General features: G+C 66.6%; 14 protein-coding genes. 10 read left to right on the forward strand and 4 right to left on the reverse strand.

The genetic code is table 11. The features are described from left to right. Nucleotides 1-3: 3 nt before the first annotated feature. Both ID554_RS12450 and ID554_RS12455 read right to left on the reverse strand, forming a co-directional pair. Complete coding sequence (locus tag ID554_RS12450) at nucleotides 4-435, reverse strand: transposase (protein WP_113974894.1); 432 nt, start codon at nucleotides 433-435, stop codon at nucleotides 4-6. After that, complete coding sequence (locus ID554_RS12455) at nucleotides 432-5,072, reverse strand: LamG-like jellyroll fold domain-containing protein (protein WP_223884661.1); 4,641 nt, start codon at nucleotides 5,070-5,072, stop codon at nucleotides 432-434. The genes ID554_RS12450 and ID554_RS12455 overlap by 4 nt, the downstream gene beginning before the upstream one ends. A 638-nt stretch (nucleotides 5,073-5,710) precedes the next feature. Here ID554_RS12455 and ID554_RS12460 point away from each other — a divergent pair. Then, nucleotides 5,711-6,022, forward strand: coding sequence for a hypothetical protein (locus tag ID554_RS12460; protein WP_147333657.1), 312 nt, complete (start codon nucleotides 5,711-5,713; stop codon nucleotides 6,020-6,022). A 266-nt stretch (nucleotides 6,023-6,288) separates the two neighbouring features. Continuing rightward, nucleotides 6,289-7,791 carry a PIN-like domain-containing protein gene (locus tag ID554_RS12465; RefSeq protein ID WP_147333658.1) on the forward strand — a complete coding sequence of 501 codons (1,503 nt, stop codon included), beginning with the start codon at nucleotides 6,289-6,291 and terminating at the stop codon, nucleotides 7,789-7,791. A 262-nt stretch (nucleotides 7,792-8,053) separates the two neighbouring features. On the opposite strand, the gene ID554_RS12470 is transcribed toward ID554_RS12465, so the two are convergent. Then, nucleotides 8,054-9,211, reverse strand: coding sequence for an ISAs1 family transposase (locus tag ID554_RS12470; protein ID WP_117230052.1), 1,158 nt, complete (start codon nucleotides 9,209-9,211; stop codon nucleotides 8,054-8,056). Nucleotides 9,212-9,225: 14 nt separating this feature from the next. Here ID554_RS12470 and ID554_RS12475 point away from each other — a divergent pair, with 14 nt between their 5' ends. The 8 genes from ID554_RS12475 to tnpC all read left to right on the forward strand — a co-directional run bounded on the left by ID554_RS12475 (nucleotide 9,226) and on the right by tnpC (nucleotide 19,968). Then, a complete protein-coding gene (locus tag ID554_RS12475; protein WP_117231406.1) occupies nucleotides 9,226-11,193 on the forward strand; it encodes a non-ribosomal peptide synthetase in 1,968 nt (655 codons plus the stop codon). A 113-nt stretch (nucleotides 11,194-11,306) separates the two neighbouring features. Continuing rightward, the gene (locus tag ID554_RS12480) at nucleotides 11,307-12,224 is read left to right on the forward strand and encodes an IS5 family transposase (RefSeq protein WP_113974896.1); all 918 of its coding nucleotides are present in this window, start codon (nucleotides 11,307-11,309) and stop codon (nucleotides 12,222-12,224) included. After that, the gene (locus ID554_RS12485) at nucleotides 12,221-12,718 is read left to right on the forward strand and encodes a phosphopantetheine-binding protein (RefSeq protein WP_117231300.1); all 498 of its coding nucleotides are present in this window, start codon (nucleotides 12,221-12,223) and stop codon (nucleotides 12,716-12,718) included. The genes ID554_RS12480 and ID554_RS12485 overlap by 4 nt, the downstream gene beginning before the upstream one ends. Nucleotides 12,719-12,745: 27 nt before the next feature. Continuing rightward, entirely contained in the window at nucleotides 12,746-13,552 is an 807-nt protein-coding gene (locus ID554_RS12490; protein ID WP_117231302.1) for a phytanoyl-CoA dioxygenase family protein, read from the forward strand. 252 nt (nucleotides 13,553-13,804) lie between these two features. After that, nucleotides 13,805-15,529, forward strand: a complete 1,725-nt coding sequence (locus ID554_RS12495; protein ID WP_191088825.1) for an ABC transporter ATP-binding protein — start codon at nucleotides 13,805-13,807, stop codon at nucleotides 15,527-15,529. Nucleotides 15,530-15,642: 113 nt separating this feature from the next. Then, entirely contained in the window at nucleotides 15,643-17,448 is a 1,806-nt protein-coding gene (locus ID554_RS12500; RefSeq protein WP_117231299.1) for an ABC transporter ATP-binding protein, read from the forward strand. Between the two features lie 350 nt (nucleotides 17,449-17,798). Then, on the forward strand, nucleotides 17,799-18,551 hold the full coding sequence (locus ID554_RS12505; protein WP_147333639.1) for a hypothetical protein: 753 nt from the start codon (nucleotides 17,799-17,801) through the stop codon (nucleotides 18,549-18,551). Continuing rightward, entirely contained in the window at nucleotides 18,520-19,968 is a 1,449-nt protein-coding gene (gene tnpC / locus ID554_RS12510; RefSeq protein ID WP_191088826.1) for an IS66 family transposase, read from the forward strand. The genes ID554_RS12505 and tnpC overlap by 32 nt, the downstream gene beginning before the upstream one ends. A 127-nt stretch (nucleotides 19,969-20,095) precedes the next feature. Here the strand turns inward: tnpC and ID554_RS12515 are convergent, their stop codons facing one another. Further along, entirely contained in the window at nucleotides 20,096-20,989 is an 894-nt protein-coding gene (locus tag ID554_RS12515) for an IS982 family transposase (RefSeq protein WP_191088552.1), read from the reverse strand. Nucleotides 20,990-21,064: the final 75 nt, after the last annotated feature.

Raw genomic sequence — 21,064 nt, forward strand, 5'->3', positions numbered from 1 at the left:
GCGTCAGCGCCGCCTGCGCCTCGGCGAGGACGAGTTCGGCATCGCCACGGCATCCGCGCTCTCGGAGAGCAGTTCCAAGAGCGCGTGAGCTTTTCCCATGATCGACAACGCGGTCTGGGTCTTGTTCAACTCGGCCTGCAGGCGGGCGTTCTCCCGCTGAAGACGGGAAAGTTCAGCGTTCTCGGCCTTCTTCGCCGCCCGCGCAGCCGATTGCCGCCGGTCCGTCAGGCCGGCCGCGGCTCCGGCATCCCGCGCCTTGCGCCAGTCGAGAAGGTGTGAACCGTACAGCCGTTCCCGGCGCAGAATCGCCCCGCGAGCCGCCGCATCCGGCGCCGACTCGTACTCGTCCAGAATCCTCGCCTTGAACTCCGCGGTGAATGTCCGCCGCTGGGGCCGGGCGTCCGGATCCAGACTCTCATGGGGCCTCGACGTCATGCTGATGTGCTCTCCTCAGGGCCGTCCAGGAAGAGTATCCCCTGGTAGACGGGCTGTCTCACATCAGCGTGACAGGGAGGGTTGCGCCACTCCACCACGAACGACCGGTTCGGTGCCGTCCCCTGCGTCTGCGTACGGACACTCGCTGCGGCGTCCACCTCGAAGTCGTCCCAGAACGGCGCGACCACCGCGTTGGGTGCCGCGGGCGTCGGCATCGTGGGGTTGACCCAGGTGTCCGGCTCACCCGACGCCGGACCGAAACTCACCAGACCGTTCGTGTGCACTCGCCCGGAGGTGTACGACTCCCCGTGGAAACGCACCGGGAACGGCAGCGGGACCATGGTCGCCGCGTCGTCACCGGTCAACGCCAGAGTGGTCGAGGCCGAGACGAACGCGGAGGTCCCAGTGCTGCAGGCGTATCCCATGCCGCCGTAATCCGGCCCGAGCCTGAGGTCACGCACCACGTCGGCGAACAGCTCGACCTGGCTGCGGGCCACCGAGCCGCACCGACCCACCATCTGCACGCTGACTGTGTAGCTGTCGGCGACCAAGCCGGTGAAGCTGTACGTGCCGCCCGTGCCGGTCGTGGTGCTCACCCCGCTCGGGTCGAGGGTGACCGTCGCGCCGGCCACCGCGGCACCGGTGGCGTTGGTGAGCGTGCCGGACAGGTCGTGCAACTCCAGCTCGCCCTCGGAGTCAGGGCGAACGAAGGTGATCGCCTGACTGTTCGCCAGCACCGGCTCGGCGGACGAGTAGCGCAGCCGGTCCTGACCGTCCTCCGCCTCGATACCGACGATCGCATGGCCACCTCGCTCGGCGGCGTTGTCGAGCTGGTCGTAGTTGGTCGTCACCGTGCCGTCGGGAGCGAGGACCGTCGCGAAGGACACCCGCTGCCCGGTGTTGCCCTTGCGGTGGACATTGCGCCACTCCACGATGAACCGCTGCCCAGCGCCCGAGCCGGTGGTCGCGGTACGCACGCTGGCCGAGGCGTCGACGACAAGGTCGTCCCAGAACGGGGCCACCGCTGCGGCCGGGGAAACCGGGGTCGGCTGCTGGCCGGTGTAGGGGTGCGAGCCGCCGGGGTCGGTGAATGAGAGCAGGCCGTTGGTGTCCACCCAGGCGTTGCGGTAGGCGCCGCCGTAGAAGGGGAACGCGAACGGCAGTGACACCGTGGTGACGGCGTCATCGCCGGTCAGCGCCAAGGTGGTGGATGCCGTCGTGAACGCGGCGCTCTGTTCGGAGCAGGTGTGGCCGAGGTCGTCACGGAAGGCGGCCAGGAAGATGTCGAACGTCATGCCCTGACCGTCGATCAGCAAGGGCGAACTATAGGACAGGCCGCACCGACCGCCGAAGGTGGCGGTGAGGGTGTAGGAACCCGGGGTGAAGCCGGTCATGGAATAGGTGCCGTCGGCGTCGGAGGTTACCTGATGACCGCCTGGCTGCAGCTGGATCACCACACCTGCAAGCGGCAGAAAGAACTCGTTCCACACGGTGCCGGACAAGAGGGCGGATGGTGCGACGGTGAACTCGGCGTCCATCTTGTCGCTGACCCGGTTCCCGTCGTCTACAGCGGCCACGTAGACGGGTCGGACACCGCGGGTGTTACCGACGTCAAAGGTGACGGTGGCCGTGCCGCCGGCGGTGGTGGCGTTGACCGTGTTGTTCAGGCCAGCATCGCCGACGCTGTACCGGAATCTGGTGACGTTGTTGTCTCCGCCAGCGTCGAACTTGACGGTCAACTGCCCGCCCGCGGTGACCTGGCTCCCGTTGGGGAAGGTAACCAGCGGCGGCAGGGGCACCGCGAGCTTCGTCAGGTTGGCCGAGGTCTCGACGAAGTTGTAGAACCGCACGTCATCAACGACGCCGGTGAAGTAGCTGTCGTAGCTGCCATTCCACTTCCGTCGGCCGACGGAGAAGTCGCTGGCCGCGTTGAAACCGCCGGTCAACGTGACGGTTTCGGTCTGCGCTGTCCCGTTGACATACAGGGTCAACTTCTTGGTCGCCCCGTCGTGAACGGCGGCCAAGTGGGTCCATTTCCCTGCCGTTGGCGCGGCGTTCGAATGCACGCTCACAGAGGCGGCGTTGTCGGTGTCCGCCGTCGCCATGGTGAACCGCCACCGTTGGACGCTACCCGCGTAGCCGAGGTGGTAGGCCGGCATGCGAGAGCCGTTAGCACTCACTACCGTCTGCACGCCCGTACCGGACACGGAGCTGATCTTGACCCAGGCCGTGACGGTGAAACTCGCATCGGTCCTCGCCGGGGTGGATGCGCCGGTATCGGGATGAGGACTGTTGATGGTGCCGGTCCGGCTCGCCGCGGTCGCCCCAGGCAGCGACAGCGCCGTACCGATCCCGGCGCGGCCTGCGACACGCGTTCCCGACGCACCGATGGTCAGCGCATTACCGTGGCCGGAGTCGTCGGTGGCCGTGCTACCCGTGTCTTCGAACGTCCACTCTCCGGCGGGGCCGGAACCGGCCCGAACCACGAAGGTGTACGTCACCGGGGTGGAGAAGCGCCCAGCGTGGTCCTTCGACCACACCCAGAGCATGTTCGCGCCGTCGTGTCGAGGGGGCAAGCTGATCGAGGCGCCGTAGTCCGTGGTCCGCGCCGGCACCGTCTTCGCCGCGGTCAACACACCGGACTCGAGGCTGTAGGCGTACTCCTTCACCTCGTGTGGGCGGGTCGACGGCGCGGTCACGGTGAATGTGCCGGGCACGCCGACGCCGCCTCGCGGAACTCCGTCCGAGGTGTAGTTGGTCGAGGTCACCGAGGCCGGCGGCGGGGGTGGTGTCGCGTCGACGGTGAACTCGCAGGTGCCGGACCACTTGCCGTGATGCGAACCGTCCCAGGTGCGGGCCTGCCACACGTAGCTACGCCCGTCGGTCAACCTGCCGGAGGGGATGGCCCTTGAGGCGATCGACGGGTTACCGGCGGCGAAGGACACCCGGTCGGTGTCGTTGCGCGAACCACCGACCGGCCACCAGTGGAAGTAGGTCGTCAGTGACTGCTGGTCCTCGTCCGGGTCCGAGTGCTTGACGGACAACTCCGGCGTGGTCGTGAGCACGTATGGCCGCGACGCACCGGTCACGCATGCCTTGCCGTCGGATTTCCGGTCCGCCGGCGCGTTGGCCTCCGTGTTGAACGTGATGGCGAGCTTCGGGGAGGAGTGGTTGAACCTCTTCCAGTGGTTCTTGGTGCCCTCGTCGACCGCACGCAGACCTACCGTCAGGTCCGACTTGCCGCTCTTGGCCGCCTCTTTCACCATCGTGGTGACGTTGAACTCGATCGCGCCGGAGCCGCGGCAGCCGTGCGCTGCCCCGTGCTTGCGGTCCCCGCGCACCTGCGCCGTGCGACTGCTGTCCCAGGTCGGTTGGTTGTTCCAGGTCGTACTCGACGAGATCGCCCCGGTCTTCCACAACTTCGCGTTACTCACGGGACTACACGTCCACGCGTGCTTCTGTTCGATCCGAAACTCGGCCTTGCTGACCTCCGTGCCCTTCACTCGCGCGATGTTCATCCGAAACAAGGACCGGATGATGTGATCGGCACAGCCAGAGCAGTCCTCCGTCCGGCCTGCACCAGCGGCCCCGTACGTCGAACCGTTGTTCAGCGCGGACGAGTTCTTCCAGAACGAACTCGACTTGTGCTTGCTCCACACCGACGTCCACGCGTTACTGGCGACCCCACCCGTCCACGACGGGTCGATGTAGATCGGCAACTTCGATCGGGGATCGGACAACATCGCCTTGTCGGGCACGAGCGTCATCTCCTGACCATCGACCCGCACCGGCATCACCGCGCGTCGTACGAACTCACGCGCGCCCGGCCGGAGCGACTCCGCCTGAACCGAGGCTTCCTCATCCAGATGCCGCTGCTGTTCAGCCGTACTCGGCTTGCGCTGCGGGCCTACCTCGCTCGAACGCTTCTGCGCCGTTCCGGCCGGCGAATCGACCTCCGGCGCGTCCGAGGAGTCCCACATCATCGGTGCCGGCGCGGCGAACACGGCAGCGCCCTCGCCGTCGCGTGCCGCGAGTCCACCCCAGCCGGTCGTGCCGACCGTGACGCCCTTGGTCTCCAACCCGAACTTCAGTAACGCCAGTCGAGGGCTCGCCGCCGCCTGACGAGACCGCACCACCAACACCTCGGAGAAACCCATCGGTTGCGCGGTGACCCGCAGGTCCACGTCCGGCAGGACGCCGCGGTAGATCGCGGTCGCACCCTCCAACACCGGCGTCGGTAGACGACCCGGCCAGGTCATCGCCAATTCCCGCTCACCGTCGCGAAGCCGTGCCAACGGCGCGTCACCACCGGGTGAGAAGACCATCGGCAACACCGTCGCGCGGGGAGTGACCCCCTCCGCGGAGACCTTGAGCGTGGTGTCCACCGGCGCCCAGGACCTCCCCCTGCGCACCCGTGTCGGCTCGATGCTCTGCTCCAACGTGCGCGAACCGTCGACGTTCACGAACGTCTGCGACCACTCGGTACGTTCGGCGAGGATCTCCACCCGCCGACCACACGTCCCGACCATCCGCCCTGCGGAATCGGCGTCCGGCTGCTCGTCCTCACAGGCCACCGCCGACTTCGGCGCAGCCGCCTCGACCCGGGTGGGCGCGACCAGCGCCGACGTCACCAACATCGACACCAATGCCGCTATCCACCAACGCCCCGCCGTACCCATGCAGACGCCAGCCACCCGGCCACCCCCGTGATCAAGCCAGTCGATGCCCGAACTGTAAGGATGCCGAACCACCGATGTAAAGGTCGGTCACAAGCTGCAACCACAAACCAGACATCGTCACCCGTTACACACGCGAGCCTCACTGAGGGTGAAGAATGGTCTGCTGGAGCTGCCGCTTCAGCAGACATATGCAGACCGGGCGAGTCCGACTGCGTAGTTGCTGCCAAAGCCGCCGCTGGCGCGGGAGTCACCGGATCGGGCGACGCAGCGCTGCCCACGGCCTACGGAACGGGGCCACCGACCGGGCTTCGTCATGCCATGATTCGCCGGTGATCCCACCGGTTGCCCGGCGGCACGTCGCCGCGCTCGTGCTCTCGTTCTCTCTCGCCGGCTGCGCAGACCCGGCTACGCCGGTGCGAGCCGAGCCGATGCCCCCGTCCTACGAGCTGGTAGACGACCTGTGTGAGCGCCTCGACCACCAATGGATGACCGATCTCGCCGGCACATCCCCCAGGTTCAGGTACATCCCATCGCTACCTGAGGGCCAAGACCACCGGCGGTGTTTCGCGACGGTGTTCAGCAAGGAACAACGCACCTTGATCCAGGTACAGATCGACACGTCGACACCCGCGGACGGTCAGGCCACCCTGCCCGGATCCGCCCAACCCGTCGCCGGCCTGGGAGACCAGGCACAGATCCAACACGGGCAACCGGTCACCGGCCCGAACGAACACCTCGGCGGCCAGATCACCACCCGCATCGACCGCATCGCCGCCGTCCACTCCACCGCGAAGGTCTGGGTGACCGTCACGATCCACGCGCCGACCGCCCCCGACGAACCCGCGACCCGAACCGCCATGACCGCCTACGTGAACCAAACCCTCACGCTCATGACCGTCGGCCAGTAACGGCTTCGAAGCAACCGAACGCCCAGTTAGAGATCGAGCTTGCCTGGTAGGTCTCTTTGACCAGCGCTGGAGTTGTTTCTGGTCCGGAAGCTCGCGCTTCCCCAGGTAGCCGAACCGCACCGCGTACACCCGACTAATGCGACAGGTGTGGCGTGCACGCGCGACTCGCCGATGGACGTGCCGGGATGAAGGCAGATGCTCGAGGCCGTGAGCTCTATTGCGGACGCCTCCGCCACAATGGAGCCCCCATGATGAGGAGGCTCCCTATGACGGGGTTGTTCGACGGGTTCGAGGGCTACCGCGTCGTAAGCGAAGCCGAGTCGCGTGAGGCGTTGACGAGCGCGTTGGTCGCAGTCGATGCCAACGTTCTGCTTAACCTCTACCGATACAATGCCCGGACGACGGCGGACCTTCTGAAGATCTTCGAGAAGCTTGGTGAGCGCCTCGTCGTGCCCCACCAAGCGATGCGCGAGTTCCACCGCAACCGGCTCAAGGCGATCGGCAATCCCGATCAGGCGACCGGCGAGGCCCGCGCCGCCTTCGACAAGAGCCGCGCCGGCACGGTGCGCGCGTTGGAGACATGGTCCAAGCACCTGGCCATAGACGACGCCGAGGTGCAGCGCCTGCAGAGCGATATCAATGCGGTGTACCAGCGCCTGCAGGAGGCGATCGATCGTGCGACACCGGACCGGGTGCATCCCTCGACGTCCGCAGATGAAGATCCCGTGCTGAGCAGGCTGTCGGACCTGCTGGCCGGCAGGGTGTTGCGGCGTCCCGCCGAGGAGACCTGGCAGGCGTTGATCGACGAGGGCAAGGAGCGCGTGGACCGTCTCGTGCCACCTGGGTACCTGGATGCGGAGAAAGGCGATCAGTACCCGGAGGGCGCCGCTGGCGACTTCCTTGTGTACACGCAAGCCAGTCATGAGGCCAAGACGCGCCAGATGGACCTCATCATCGTCACCAACGACGAGAAGGAGGACTGGTGGTGGCGTCGCGGCCAGGACCTCATCGGCCCGCGCCAGGAGATGACGAAGGAGTTTTTCGACCGGACCGGCCAGCGCCTGCACCTGATGCGTCCCAGCGATCTGCTCGATCGCTCCCCGGCCCTCGACGTCGAGGTCAGCCCCGAGTCCGCCAGGGACGCGGACATCAGGCGTTCGGACATCGACGAAATCGGTCTGTGGACGGCCGAAGCGCTCGACATGCTGCTCCAGCGTCTACTCGCCGAGGGGCGACGTGACCTCGCTGACGTGATCACCACCGCGGCGGCCGAGGGCGGCACGATTGGACGCGACGAGATCTATGCCGTGTGCGGCTACCAGGACGACCGGATGCTGCGCGGCATCACCCGGCCCACTGCACGGATCACTGCCGACCTGCAGTCTTCGAAGCTGCTGCCGCCGTCGGTGATGCCGATGCTGACGCCGCTGTACCACGGTCCCGGACCGTTACATGCGATACGTATACCGTCTGAGGTCGCGGAGATGCTCGGCCAGACGGCGCCCCTCGGCTCGGAGTCGGACTCCGAACCGACCGGCAAGTATCAGCCGCTCACCGCGTACCTGGCGGCGCTGGACACCGATGCGGAGTCGATGACCTTCGGCGATATCGAAGACATCCTCGGCGACACGCTGGCGCCGTCCGCCCGCAAGCACCTGCCGTACTGGTACTCGTCCCACAACTCGCTCGGGAAGGCCATCGCGGCTGCGGGCTTCAAGGCTCGCGGCGTCCGGATAGAGACCGAGACGGTCGAGTTCGTCCGACGCTAGACAACTCCCGAACCGGTGGTGGGTTGCGTCCACGGTGCCGCCGACGGACTCCCACGTGCGGGCCTTACGCTCTTTGAGCGCCTTGTGGGTGTCGATCTCGGGTTGGTGCTCTGGGTGCGGTGAGCGGTCATCCTCGTTGTCGATTTCCGAAGTCGTCTGCACGGATGTCTGTACTCCTCTGCACGCGGTGAGTGGGGCGGGATCCGGCCGGTACAGCTCGGGATCCCGCCCAGGGCGTTCGCAAGGTCGAGGTATGTCCGTTCTAGGTGAGTCCGAGTATTTGTAGGGATCGGTATGGATCTCGGCTGTTTCGGCGCAGGGTTGCTGCGATCGAGGTGGCGCCGTTGAGGCGGAGGAGGCTGATCGCGGTGTTGCGAAGGGTGGCCAGGGCGCGAGGCGCGTTGCCTGTGCGTAGCCGGCTGGCGTCCTCGCGGTAGGTGGTGTCGCGAATATGGTGAAGGACCTCGATGGCCCAGTGTCCGCGTAGCCAGTCGGCCAGGTCAGCGGGACCGGCCGCGGCTGCGGTCAGGCTGGTGATCGCGTACACGGTGACGGTGGACCAACGTCCGGTGGCCGGGTTGTGTCGGCGGCGCCGGATACGCAGGGCCTGGGCCGCGTGTGGGAAGTCCAGCGCGAGCGGCCCCAGACAGGTGACCGCCTGCAACTCCCGGATGTCGTAGCGGCCGTGCCCGCGCTCACGGGTGGCGTCCAGGGCGGGGATCTTCCCCCAGGGCAGGGCCTTGACCTGTCGGTAGAGCCGTGGCTGATTGCGCTTGACGACGAAGACGTATCCGGCGTGTTTGTCCTCGACCAGCCAGCGGGCATGCTCGCGCTGGGTGTGCAGCGCGTCCGCCGTGATGACCGCCCCGGCCAGGTCCAGACCGTCGAGCAACGGCTGGAACCGGCTGATCTCATTCGTCTTCCCATTAACGTCGATCTGCGCCAGGACGATCTGCTCGGCCTGGTCCAACGCGGCCAGCAGGTGCGCCTGAGACCCGGCCGGGCCGCTGCCACGCAGCGTCTTGCCGTCAACGGCGATCACCCGCCGACCCCGCCCGGTCACACCGGCCCGGCCGAGCAGCCAGCGACACACCGCGGCATCCAACGCGTCGGCGTCGATGCCGGCCAGCACCCGGCCCAGCGTGCCGTCATCAGGCACCCGCCGGGCCCCGGTCAAGGCGTCGCGGGCCGCGCCGAGACGGTCCCACACCGCGTCCGGCAGATCCGCAGCCCACTCGACGATCTCCACGACCCGGCTGGATCCCGAGAGCACCGCCGCGATCGCCATCGCGAGCAGCCCCGGCAGCGCATAGATCCGACCCCGGGCATCACGCGGGTCCGGCACCTCGGCAAGGACCTGCAGCAACCCCGGCGTGTCCCGCTCCGACAACGGCGACACGCCACCCAGGCGTGCGGACAACCCGCCGATCAACAATGATGCTTCCACGAGCGCGGTCTTCCTCGATCATCCAGTCTAGACACCTGAATGATCACCAGAAGGCCGCGCTCTCTCACGTACCCGCCGGAACCGGCGTGACTACCCCACAATCGGCAATCCGGTCATCTCACTACCTTGCGAACGCCCTGGACCTTGCCGCCTTCGCACACCAGGACCTGCCGTTCGAATCCCTGGTGGAGGCGCTGAATCCGGCCCGATCACTCGCACGTCACCCGCTTTTCCAGGTGTTGCTGGTCGCGCAGAACAACGAGACACCGGCATTCGGGCTTGACGATCTCGCGGTCACCGTCGACGAGTCCGGGCCCGACGTCGCGAAGTTCGACCTATCGTTCAGCATCACCGAGCGGCACACCCCCACGCGCGCCGTGCAGGGGATCGACGTGCTTGTCGAGTACTCCATCGACCTGTTCGATCACACCACCGTCGAACGGCTGACCGGGTACTTCGTGGAGCTGCTACGGGCCGCCGTGACCGACCCTGATCGACCGATCGGTTCCCTGGACCTGATGCCGGGCGCTGAACGCCACCGGGTGCTGTTCGGGTGGAACGACACCGCTCGGGCGGTGACCCGTGATCGGTTGCCCGAACTCTTACGAGACCAGGCAGCCCGGACCCCGGACGCGGTGGCGCTGCGGTACGAGGACGAGTCTGTCACCTACGCCGACCTGGACGCGCGGTCGCACCGGATGGCGCGCCTTCTCGCGGCGCGTGGCTGCGGACCGGAGCAGACGGTGGCGTTGGCGGTGCCGAGGTCGGTGGACCTGGTCGTCGCGCTGCTGGGTGTGGTCAAGTGCGGTGCCGCATACCTGCCGCTCGGCCCCGACTACCCGGCAGAGCGGATCGAGTACATGCTGCGCGACAGCGCCCCCGCCTGCGTGCTGACCACTCAGGCGATGGCCGCGCGGATACCACGCGAAGCGCCCCGGATCCTCCTTGACACCACCCAGGTGGCGGAGGAACTGGCCGGGTGGTCCGACGCCGAGTTCACCGACGCGGACCGTACCGCACCGCTGCAGCAGACCCATCCGGTCTACATCATCTACACCTCGGGTTCCACCGGCCGCCCCAAGGGAGTCGTATTCCCCTCCGAAGCGTTGGTGAACCTCCTCGCCTGGCATGCGGAGATCATGCCCTACCGGCCCGGGTTGACCACGGCACAGTTCGCCTCGCTCAGCTTCGACGCGGCGGCACAGGAGATCTTCTCCGTGTTGACCTCCGGCAAGACGCTCGCCATACCAAGGGACGACGTGCGCAGAGACACCGAGGAACTCGTGCGCTGGCTCGACCGGTACGCGGTGAACGAACTGTTCGCGCCCACCTCCGTGGTCGAAGAGATCATCACGACCGCGCTGGCGCTGGGGATCGAGCTAACGGACCTCGTCGATGTCGCGCAGGCCGGTGAGGCGCTGATCCTTCGCCAGCCGCTGCGCACCTTCTGCGCGGCGCGGCCAGGCCGACGGCTGCACAACTACTACGGTCCCACCGAGACACACGTCGTCACCGGCTGGACCGTCCCAGACGACCTGTCGACGGGCGACGTCTCGCCCCCGATCGGGCCGCCGATCTGGAACTGCCGAACCTACATTCTCGACGCGTCCCTGCAGCCGGTCCCGGCCGGTGTGGTCGGCGAGCTGTACATCGCCGGTGAGCAGGTCGCCCGGGGCTACCTGAACCGGCCAGGGCTCACCGCGCAGCGGTTCGTGGCGAATCCGTACGGTGCCGAGGGGACCCGGATGTACCGCACCGGGGACCTGGCGCGCTGGCGTCCGGACGGGGCGATCGAATTCCTCGGACGTATCGACTTCCAGGTCAAAATCCGGGGACTCCGGATAGAGCTGGGGGAAATAGAGGCCGTGCTGGCCGGGCTGCCCGAGGTGGCCCGCGCGATGGTGCTGGCCCGCGAGGACCGGACCGGGGACAAACGACTAGGCCGTGTGTCATAAGTGCTCGTGGCCCTGGCTGTGAGGTGATCGGCTGGGTGTGTCGGTGATCGATATGCGGTGAGGTCTCCGGTAGATGGGTTATCGACCAAGACAACCATCTGCACGGAGACCTCGTGGCCAGCGTAGCGGTGACGAGGCGGCACGACCTGACCGACGCGCAGTGGGCGGTGCTGGAGCCGTTGCTGCCCGGGCGGAAGAAGCCGGGTCGGCCGCCGAAGTGGAGCAAGCGGCAGCTCATTGACGGGATCAGGTGGCGGGTCCGTACGGGTGCGCCGTGGCGGGACGTGCCGGACTGCTATGGGCACTGGCGGACGGTGTACGGGCTGTACCGGCGCTGGCAGCGGGCGGGGGTGTGGGCGGGGATCCTGGCCGGGTTGCAGGGTAGGGCCGACGCGCTCGGGTTGATCTCCTGGGACGTGAGTGTGGACTCCACGATCGTGCGGGCGCATCAGCACGCCGCCGGCGCCCGCCGGGGCAGTCACACGCAGGTCGAGCCGCCGGGCGGCAGCAGCGCCGCCGAGCCGGCGGATCACGCGCTGGGCCGGTCCCGGGGCGGTCTGACGACCAAGCTGCACCTGGCCTGCGAGCAGGGCCGCATGGTGCTGGCGTTCGTCATCACCGGTGGGCAGCGCGGCGACAGCCCGCAGTTCACCACTGTGCTGGACCGCATCCGGGTGCCTCGTCTCGGTGTCGGCCGGCCCCGGTGTCGGCCGCAGCGGGTCCTGGCGGACAAGGCGTACAGCAGCAAGGCCAACCGCGGCTACCTGCGGCGCCGTGGTATCGGCTGTGTCATCCCGGTCAAGGCCGACCAGGCCGCGAACCGTCGTAAGAAGGGCTCGGCGGGTGGCCGGCCACCCGCCTTCGACCCCAGCGCATACCGGCAGCGTCACGCCGTGGAGTGCGGCATCAGCCTGCTCAAACAGCACCGTGCCGTGGCCACCCGCTACGACAAACTCGCAGTGCGCTACGAAGCCACCGCCACCATCAGCATGATCGACAACTGGCTCCGGCGCCTCGAACGGCACTTATGACACACGACCTAATCGCGTACGTGGTCGCGCACCCCGGCAGCGATCCGGATCCGATCGAGCTGCGGCGAGCGAGCGCCAGGACGCTGCCGCAGTACATGGTCCCTTCCGTGGTGGTGGTACTCGACTCCATCCCGTTGACGCCGAACGGCAAGGTGGACCGGGCGGCGCTGCCCGCACCGGACTACCTGGCGGCGGTACGGGGCCAGGCTCCCCGGGACGCCCGCGAGGAGGTGCTCTGCCGCCTCTTTGCCGACGTGCTCGGTGTCGCCCACGTGGGTACCGACGACAACTTCTTCGAACTCGGCGGGCACTCCCTGCTGGCGACCCGTTTGATCAGCAGGATCCGCGCCGAACTCGGCTGCGATCTAGGCATCGGCGATCTGTTCGACGCGCCCACGGTGCTGGGCGTGGCGCAACGGTTGACAGCCGGACCCTCGTCCCGCCCGGCCCTGCGCCGGATGCGACCTGTCGCCGGTACCGGCGGCCACCAGTAGCACCGCGTCACCAGGAAGGACTTGCTCATGTTGTCGTACGAGAGTATCGACCTGTATCGCGAGGACGGGTTCCTGTTCGCGGATCCCCTTACCGAAAAGGAGACAGACCTTCTACGCGAACAGGCCGATCGTGAGTTTCTGCGGGATTCTCCCGGCCGGATGTTGGAGAAGGACGGTTTCACGGTGCGCGGGGTGCACGGGTCGCACGTGGTGAACAGCACGTTCGCCCGGCTGGTACGGCACCCGAAGATCGTCACACCGGCCACGCAGCTACTGGGTGGCCCCGTATATGTGCACCAGTTCAAGATCAATGCAAAGAAGGCGCTAACCGGCGATGTGTGGCCCTGGCACCAGGACTACATCTTCTGGAACCTGGGTGACGGAATGCGTCGCCCCGACGTGGTGAACGTCGCCGTCTTGCTGGATGAGGCGACCGATCTGAACGGTCCACTGCTCGTCCTGCCCGGCTCACACAAGTGCGGGTCTCTGGAAGTGGCGAGGCGGACGACCGTCGGTGGCGACGGGGCGTGGCGGTCCGACATCTCCGCAGATCTGGTCTACGCCATCGACGCGCCGCTGCTGTCCGAGCTCACCGAGACTACAAAAGTGACCGCCATCAAAGGGCCGCCCGGCTCGATCCTCCTCTTCGATCCCCTGCTCGTACACGCCTCGGGCGTGAACATGGCTCCCTACGATCGGCGCATGATCCTCGTCACCTACAACCGGGTGGACAATCCACTCGGGGAGGTGCCCAGCCCTCGACCGGACTTCCTCGCCGCCCGGGACAACACGCCGGTCAGGCCGCTCGACCCCGGCGCCGACCTTTTCGCCTGATCGACTAGGGGTTTCGCCGTACGCTTATAGCGTAGAGGATCGTATTGATAGCGGTGGTAACGGCAATCAAAATGTTCGTGCACCGTCACCAACGGTGTGCCAGGCAGATCCACTCCAGGTCGTTCGTGCTCGCGGTCCCATAGCGGGGCGTCACCCAGCTGCGGCTCAACGCACAGCGACGTCAGTAAGGAGCGCGTCCTGACAACCGTAAAGACTGTCGGCCGCCCGACCAAGGTAGGCCTCGCCACCCTGGTGCGACTGCTCGCCACACGCGCGCGGCCGTACCGGAACACCGTGATCGCGGTGGTCGTCCTCCAGGCTCTCCAGGCTGTCGCCCTGCTCTTCCTACCGCTTCTGAACGCCGACATCATCGACAACGGCGTCCTGAAGGGCGACACCGGTCACATCATTCGCGTCGGCTCCCTGATGATCGCCGTGACCGTGGTGCAGGGATTGGCCACCGTCTACGCGGTCCAGCTGAGCGCCCGGGTGGCGATGGCCGTCGGCCGGGACCTACGGGAAGCTGTCTACCAGCGAGTGCAGCGATTCTCGGCCCAAGAGATGCAGCGGATCGGCGTCCCCTCGCTCATCACGCGGACGTCCAACGACATCCAGCAGGTGCAGACATTCCTGCTCTCGACGCTGACCCTGGTCGTCACCGCGCCCGTCATGGGCCTGGGTGGAATCGCGCTCGCGATGGCCCAGGACGTTGCCCTGGCCCTGGTGCTGGCGGCGCTGCTCCCGCTCCTCGGCCTCATCGTCGCGCTGCTGATCCGGCGGATGCGCCCACTGTCGGCGGCTATGCAGGTCCGGATCGACGGCGTCGGCCGGGTGCTGCGCGAGCAGATACCGGGCATCCGCGTGACGCGGGCCTTCGTCAAACACGACTTCGAGCAGGCCCGCTTCGCGCGCGCCAACCAGGAGCTGACCGACGTCTCGGTACGGCTCGGGCGGGTGAGCACATTGCTGTTGCCGCTCGTGGTGAACACGGTCAATGTCTGCGGCGTCTTCCTCGTCTGGATCGGCGGCTTCCGGGTGGAGAGCGGCGCGATGCAGATCGGGGCGTTCGTTGCGCTGCTCACCTACCTGGTCATGGTCCAAGGGGCGGTACTGACCGCCGCCTTCGTGGCGATCGGCCTGCCGCGTACCGAGGTATGTGCCGGTCGGATCGACGAGGTGTTGTGGACGCAGCCGAGCGTCATCCCGCCTGCGGAGCCCGTCAGGACCTTCCGCACCCCCGGCCACGTCTTGCTCGATGGGGTGTCATTCCGGTACCCGTCAGCCGAAAGGGACGTTCTGCACAACGTCGACCTCGTGGCCGGCCCAGGCACGACCACCGCGATCGTCGGCTCGACCGGCAGTGGCAAATCCACCCTGGTCAGCCTGGTCTGCCGGTTGTTCGATCCGACCGGGGGCCGCGTGCTGGTCGGCGGGGAGGATGTGAAGACACTCGACCCCGGACTGCTCACCACGGCCATCGCCGTGGTGCCGCAGCAGGCGCACCTGTTCTCCGGCACGGTGGCGTCCAACCTCCGCTACGGACGACCCGACGCAACGGACGAGGAACTCTGGCACGCCCTGGACATCGCACAGGCAAGCGACTTCGTCTCGGCTCTCGACGGCAAGCTTGAGGCTACTATCGCCCAGGGCGGGACAAACCTCTCTGGCGGGCAGCGACAGCGGCTGGCAATCGCGCGCGCCCTGGTGCGGCGACCGCAGATCTACCTGTTCGACGACTGCTTCTCCGCGCTGGACCACAACACCGACACAGCGCTGCGAAAGGCGCTGGCATCGCAGATCGCCGACGCCACCACCATCATCGTCGCGCAGCGCATCAGTACGATCGCGCAGGCCGAGCGGATCGTGGTGCTCGACGAGGGCAAGGTTGTCGGTGTCGGCACACACGAGGAGTTGTTGCGGCACAGCCCGGTCTACCAGGAGATCATGCAGTCGCAGCACGGAGAGGCTCCACAGTGACCGCACAGACCTCAACAAGGACGCCGCGGCAGACATCCAAGGCCGAACCGTCGCAGAACCCAGTGGCAGAGACGCCAGCCGGTTTCCGGCAGACATCGCGTCGACTAATCGCGATGCTGCGTCCGTACCGCAGGCTCGCCGGAGTCGGGGCGCTCGGCCTCGGTAGCATCGTGCTGAACGTGAGCGGGCCCTGGCTGCTGGGCCAGGCCACAAACCTGATCTTCGCGGGCTACCTCGGTCAGCGGTTTCCATCAGGCGGGACAAAGGAAGAGATCGCCGAGCGGCTCCGCGGAGAGGGCGCCGACGTCCTCGCCGCACTAGTCGGTACGGTGGACTTCACACCCGGCCGCGGCATCGACTTCCGCGCGCTGGGTCTGACGCTCCTCGCGGTCTTGGCGGCGTACGTGGGCTCGGGCCTGTTCTGGATCATGCAAGGCCGCCTCACCACGAACCTTGTCCAGCAGGCACTCTTCGGCCTACGCCAACAGGTGGAGGCGAAACTCTCCCGACTGCCGCTGTCCTACTTCGACCAGCGGCCCCGCGGTGAGGTGCTGAGCCGCACGACGAACGACATCGACAACATCGCCCAGGGCCTGCAGCAGACGATCAGCCAGATCACCAACTCGCTGCTTCTCTTGGTAGGGGTACTGGGGATGATGGTGTGGATCTCCCCACTGCTCGCCGCGGTGGCTCTCATCGCAGTGCCGATGTCGATCTACCTCACGAAGGTGATCGGCAAACGGTCGCAGGCACAGTTCGCCCAGCAGTGGAAAACCGCGGGAGACCTTAACGCCCACGTGGACGAGGTCTACACCGGCTACGCGCTGGTCAAGATGTTCGGACACGAGAAGGAGAGCCTGGCTGCTTTCCGGACGCACAACGAGCGGCTCTACCGGTCATCGACTCGGGCGCAGTTCATCAGCGGCACCATCGGGCCCGTGACGACCCTGATCGGGAACGTCAGCTACGTCCTGATCGCTGTGATCGGTGGCCTGCAGCTGGCCTCGGGCGCGCTGTCGGTGGGTGCGGTACAGGCGTTCATCCAGTACTCCCGCCAGTTCACCCAACCGTTGATGGCTCTGGCGAACCTGTCGAGCCTGGTGCAGTCCGCGGTCGCCTCGGCGGAACGGGTCTTCGTATTCCTGGACGCCCCCGAAGAGACTCCTTCAGCAGCGACGGAAGAGCGGCCGACCCAGGGCCGAGTGTGTTTCGAGGCGGTCTCATTCCGGTATCAAGACAACAAACCATTGATCGAGAGCCTCTCGCTGACCGTCGAGCCGGGCCGATCGGTGGCCATCGTCGGCCCGACAGGTGCCGGCAAGACGACGCTGGTGAACCTCCTCATGCGGTTCTACGATGTCACCGCCGGCCGGATCAACATCGACGGCGCCGACATCCGGGATATGGACCGCGACCAGCTCCGGTCCGCCATCGGTATCGTCACCCAGGACCCGTGGCTGTTCGGCGGCACGATACGCGAGAACATCGCCTACGGACGCGACTCGGCGACCGATGACGAGATCGTCGCCGCGGCACGAGCCGCACACGTCGACCACTTCGTACGGACCCTTTCTAACGGCTACGACACGGTGATCGATACCGAGGGCGGGGGAGTGAGTGCCGGCGAGCGACAGCTGATCACGATCGCCAGGGCGCTCCTCGCCGACCCGGTGATCCTGGTCCTAGACGAAGCGACCAGCTCGGTCGACACCCGCACCGAGTTGCTGATTCAGCAGGCCATGGCCCGGCTCAGCACGGGCCGGACCAGCTTCGTGGTGGCACACCGACTCTCCACCATCCGCGAGGCCGACCTCATCCTGATGATGGAAGACGGCGCGATTGTCGAGCAGGGCACGCATAGAGAACTACTGGCCGCAGGAGGGCCGTACGCACGAATGCACGCCGCGCAGAGCGTCTAGTTGTCCGCTGCGGTCGGCACTGGGCACCGGTCACGTGCCCCCGTTTACCCCCCCGAAAACCCGTGCCAAGTGTCGGTCAGCAGCGGCAAGTGTTGATCAGTTGACGGTCATGTCTGTGCAGGTCAACAGACGGTTCCGACTACCAATGACAAACCTGGGGGGCGTGAACGAGACGTCCCCGGACAGCGGCGCAGGCGACGGATCGGTGATGAGGGTGGCAGACTGCGGCACGACGAAGCTCCGTTTGAACCAGATCTGTGAGAGGACCTGGTCTCAACGGAGCTTCGTCCATATCCGACACGCCACCAAACACATCGTCACTCCCCGCCACTATCGATCATGAAACGGCCGTGGTCGAGACCTCCGCCAACTCGGCGTCGAAAGAAGGCGCTGCCTCCGAGTTTCACGTTCTCCAGATGAACCTTTGCAATAGTGGGCTTGCCGCTTGTTACTCGAACGGGCATTCGCTCAGCAGCGCCACCTACTTGATCGCGACCGAGCGGCCCAACGCTGTGTTCGTCAGCGAAATCTGCGAGCCGGACCTATACACCCTCGCATATGGCGGAGTGGGAGACATCTATCCCGACTATCCTGCCACCTATTTCGTCCCGATCAGGAACTCTTCTGGAAACATCATTCAGTGCACAGGTGGCCGGGGAAGCTACGGCAGTGGAATCTTCGTAGACAACAACTACGCCTACACCTGGCAGGGGGGAAATTACAGTGCGCAGTTCGGATCGGGCGAAGCCCGAAGCTACGGGTGCGCGCGATTCAGTAGCTTTATCGGCTGCGTAACCCATCTTGAGTCCCGTTCGAAGTCGGTAGCGATGGCGCAGTGCAATGAGCTCATGAACACGAGGATTCCCCAGTTCAAGTCAACGTACAACCAGCCAGCCAGCGTTCCGGTAATCGCGTCCGGCGACCTGAACCTTGAGTACAACACAAGCGATCCGTACAACGTGCAGAACTGTGTTCCCTCTAGCTACTGGCGCAAGGGGAACGGCGGAGGTAACTGGATAGGTGTCGTTGATCTTTCAGAGGTGTTTGGCCGGGGTGGGTCGTTGACCGTTCGTGCCCGCCGATCCTTCGCAGCCGTCGTATGAGCAGCTGCTTGCGCTGAACGCGGACCTGTTCGCCCGGTTGGATCAGGCGCTCGGGCGGATCGCGGAGCTGGAGGCTGACCTCAGTACGGCGAAGTGCCGGATCGCTGATCTGGAAGCCCAGCTGAAGCAGTCGTCGAAGAACTCCTCGAAACCGCCGTCGACGGACGGGCTGGCCAAGCCGGCACCCAAATCTTTGCGCGGTAGGTCCGGGCGGGGGCCGGGGCGCCCGGCCGGGCAGCCCGGCACCACTCTGGAGCAGGTCGCCGACCCCGACGTCATCGTGCGGCACACCCCCGAGGTGTGCGCGGGCTGCGACAACGATCTGGCCGGCGCGGCCGAAGTGTCCGTGACCCGGCGGCAGGTGTTCGACATTCCGGAACCGACGGTCGTGGTGACCGAGCATCAGATCGTCACCCTCGCCTGCCCGTGTGGACATCGCACCACCGGCATCGGGCCCGCCGAGGCCACCGCGCCTGCCGTGTACGGGCCGCGGATCGCCGCGATCGGGGTCTACCTGCTGCACGGGCAGTTCCTGTCGATCGGCCGTACCGCCGACGCGCTGCGGGACCTGTTCGGCCTGCCGGTCGCGGCGGCCACGGTCACCGCCTGGGTCAAACGCACCGCCCTCGGCATCATCGAGCAGGTGCTGCCGGTGATCCGCGACCGGATCCGGCAGGCGCCGGTCGTGCACTTCGACGAGACCGGGATGCGCGTCGAAGGCCGTCTGGCCTGGCTGCACTCCGCGTCCACCGGCACCGACGTGCTCCTCACGGCGCACCGCAGACGCGGCACCGCCGCCATTGACGACGCCGGTGTCCTGCCCGGCTTCACCGGTGTCGCCGTGCACGACGCGTGGGCGCCATACGACACCTACACCAGCGCCAACCACGCCCTGTGCAACGCCCACGTGCTGCGTGAACTGGCCTACGTCACCGACACCGCCACCGGCCCCACCGCCGACCTCGCCACCCAAGCCATCAACGCGCTGCGCCGGCTCAACCGCCTGGCCGACGACGCCCACACCGGGCAGGACACAGCGAACCCGGACGCCCTACGCGAGCAGCAGCACCTGCTGCGCTCCGCCGTCGTGCTCGGCGCGCAGGCCACCGCCGGCCGCGACGGCAAACTCCAGCGCAAACACCACGCCCTGTTCGTCCGGCTCCGCGACCGCCGCGACGACTACCTACGATTCGTCACCGACCCGGCCGTCCCCTTCGACAACAACGCCGCCGAACAGACCATCCGTATGCCGAAACTACGGATCAAGGTCTCCGGAAGCATGCGCACCATGACCGGCGCCGAACACTTCGCCGCCATCCGCAGCTACACCGCCACCGCCATCCGCCAAGGCAACAACATGCTCGACGCCCTGATCCAAGCCGTCACCGGAAACCCCTGGATCCCCGCCACCACCTGAGCAAATCGGCGTACACGCATACCCGATGTTCCAGCACCTATCCAGTTACGCTATGACGATACTGACCGTAAGCGGCCGGGGGAGGCGCGGCATCCCGTAAGGCTAGACGAGTTGTTCCGAATTCCGGTCAGTGGTCGTAGGCGATCAGTGACCGGGTGACGGGCGCGCCGGTCTTGTTGTTGTGCCAGATCGCGGCTGCCATGGCCAGGAGACGCTGGGCCACTCGTACGGCGACCCCGGTGAAGGTTCGTCCGCCGTGTTGTTCCAGGTCGAGTTGGCCTTTGAGGGTGTCATTGACCGACTCGATCAACTGTCGGACCTTCTTCAACATGGGCTCGCCGTAGCGGGCCTTCTCCCGCTTGCGTGACGGACGCAGCAGTTCGATGCCCTGCACGGCCAGGTCCCTCTCGAACGTCTTGGACGCGAAGCCCTTGTCCGAGATCAGCAGGATGCCCTGGTGTTCGGCGACCACACCGGCCTCGACCTCCAGCATCGCGGCCAGGACTTCCCGCTCGCCGATCTTCGGGTTGGCCAGGGCCCACAGGATCGGCATCCCGGTCGGGGTACACACCAGGTACAGCCGTAGCCCCCAGAAGAACCGGGAGTGCGAGGCGCAGTAGCCGTACCCGGCCCAACCGGCCAGGTCCGAGCGTTGCACCGTCGGGCGGGACATGCCGCACGGGATCGGGGTGGAGTCGACGATCCAGTGGTTGTCGAACCAGAAGTCACTGTCGCGGGCCAGGTCCCGGATCACCTTCTTGACCAGCGGCAGGGCGGCGCGGAGCCGCTTGTTGTAGCCCGGCCGCTGGGGCAGGTACGGGAACATGCCGGCCAGGTGGATGCGGGCGTAGCGAATCCAGTGCGCCTCCGAGCGGGCGCCGAGCAGTACCTGCGCCACGGCCAGGCAGACCAGCTCGGAGTCGGTCAGCAGCGGTGGCCTGCCACGCCACCGGGGCGTCCGGATACTGTCGTCGATCTTCACGTACAGTGCGGTCAAGAGGGTGTCCAAGTCTTGCGTCACAACACGATCTTGGATGCCCTCTCTTCATGCCCAGACATCGACCCCTGACATCGGAACTACTCGTCTAGCTCTTCC

It is taken from the genome of Micromonospora craniellae, from assembly GCF_014764405.1.
GTDB classification, from domain to species: domain Bacteria; phylum Actinomycetota; class Actinomycetes; order Mycobacteriales; family Micromonosporaceae; genus Micromonospora; species Micromonospora craniellae.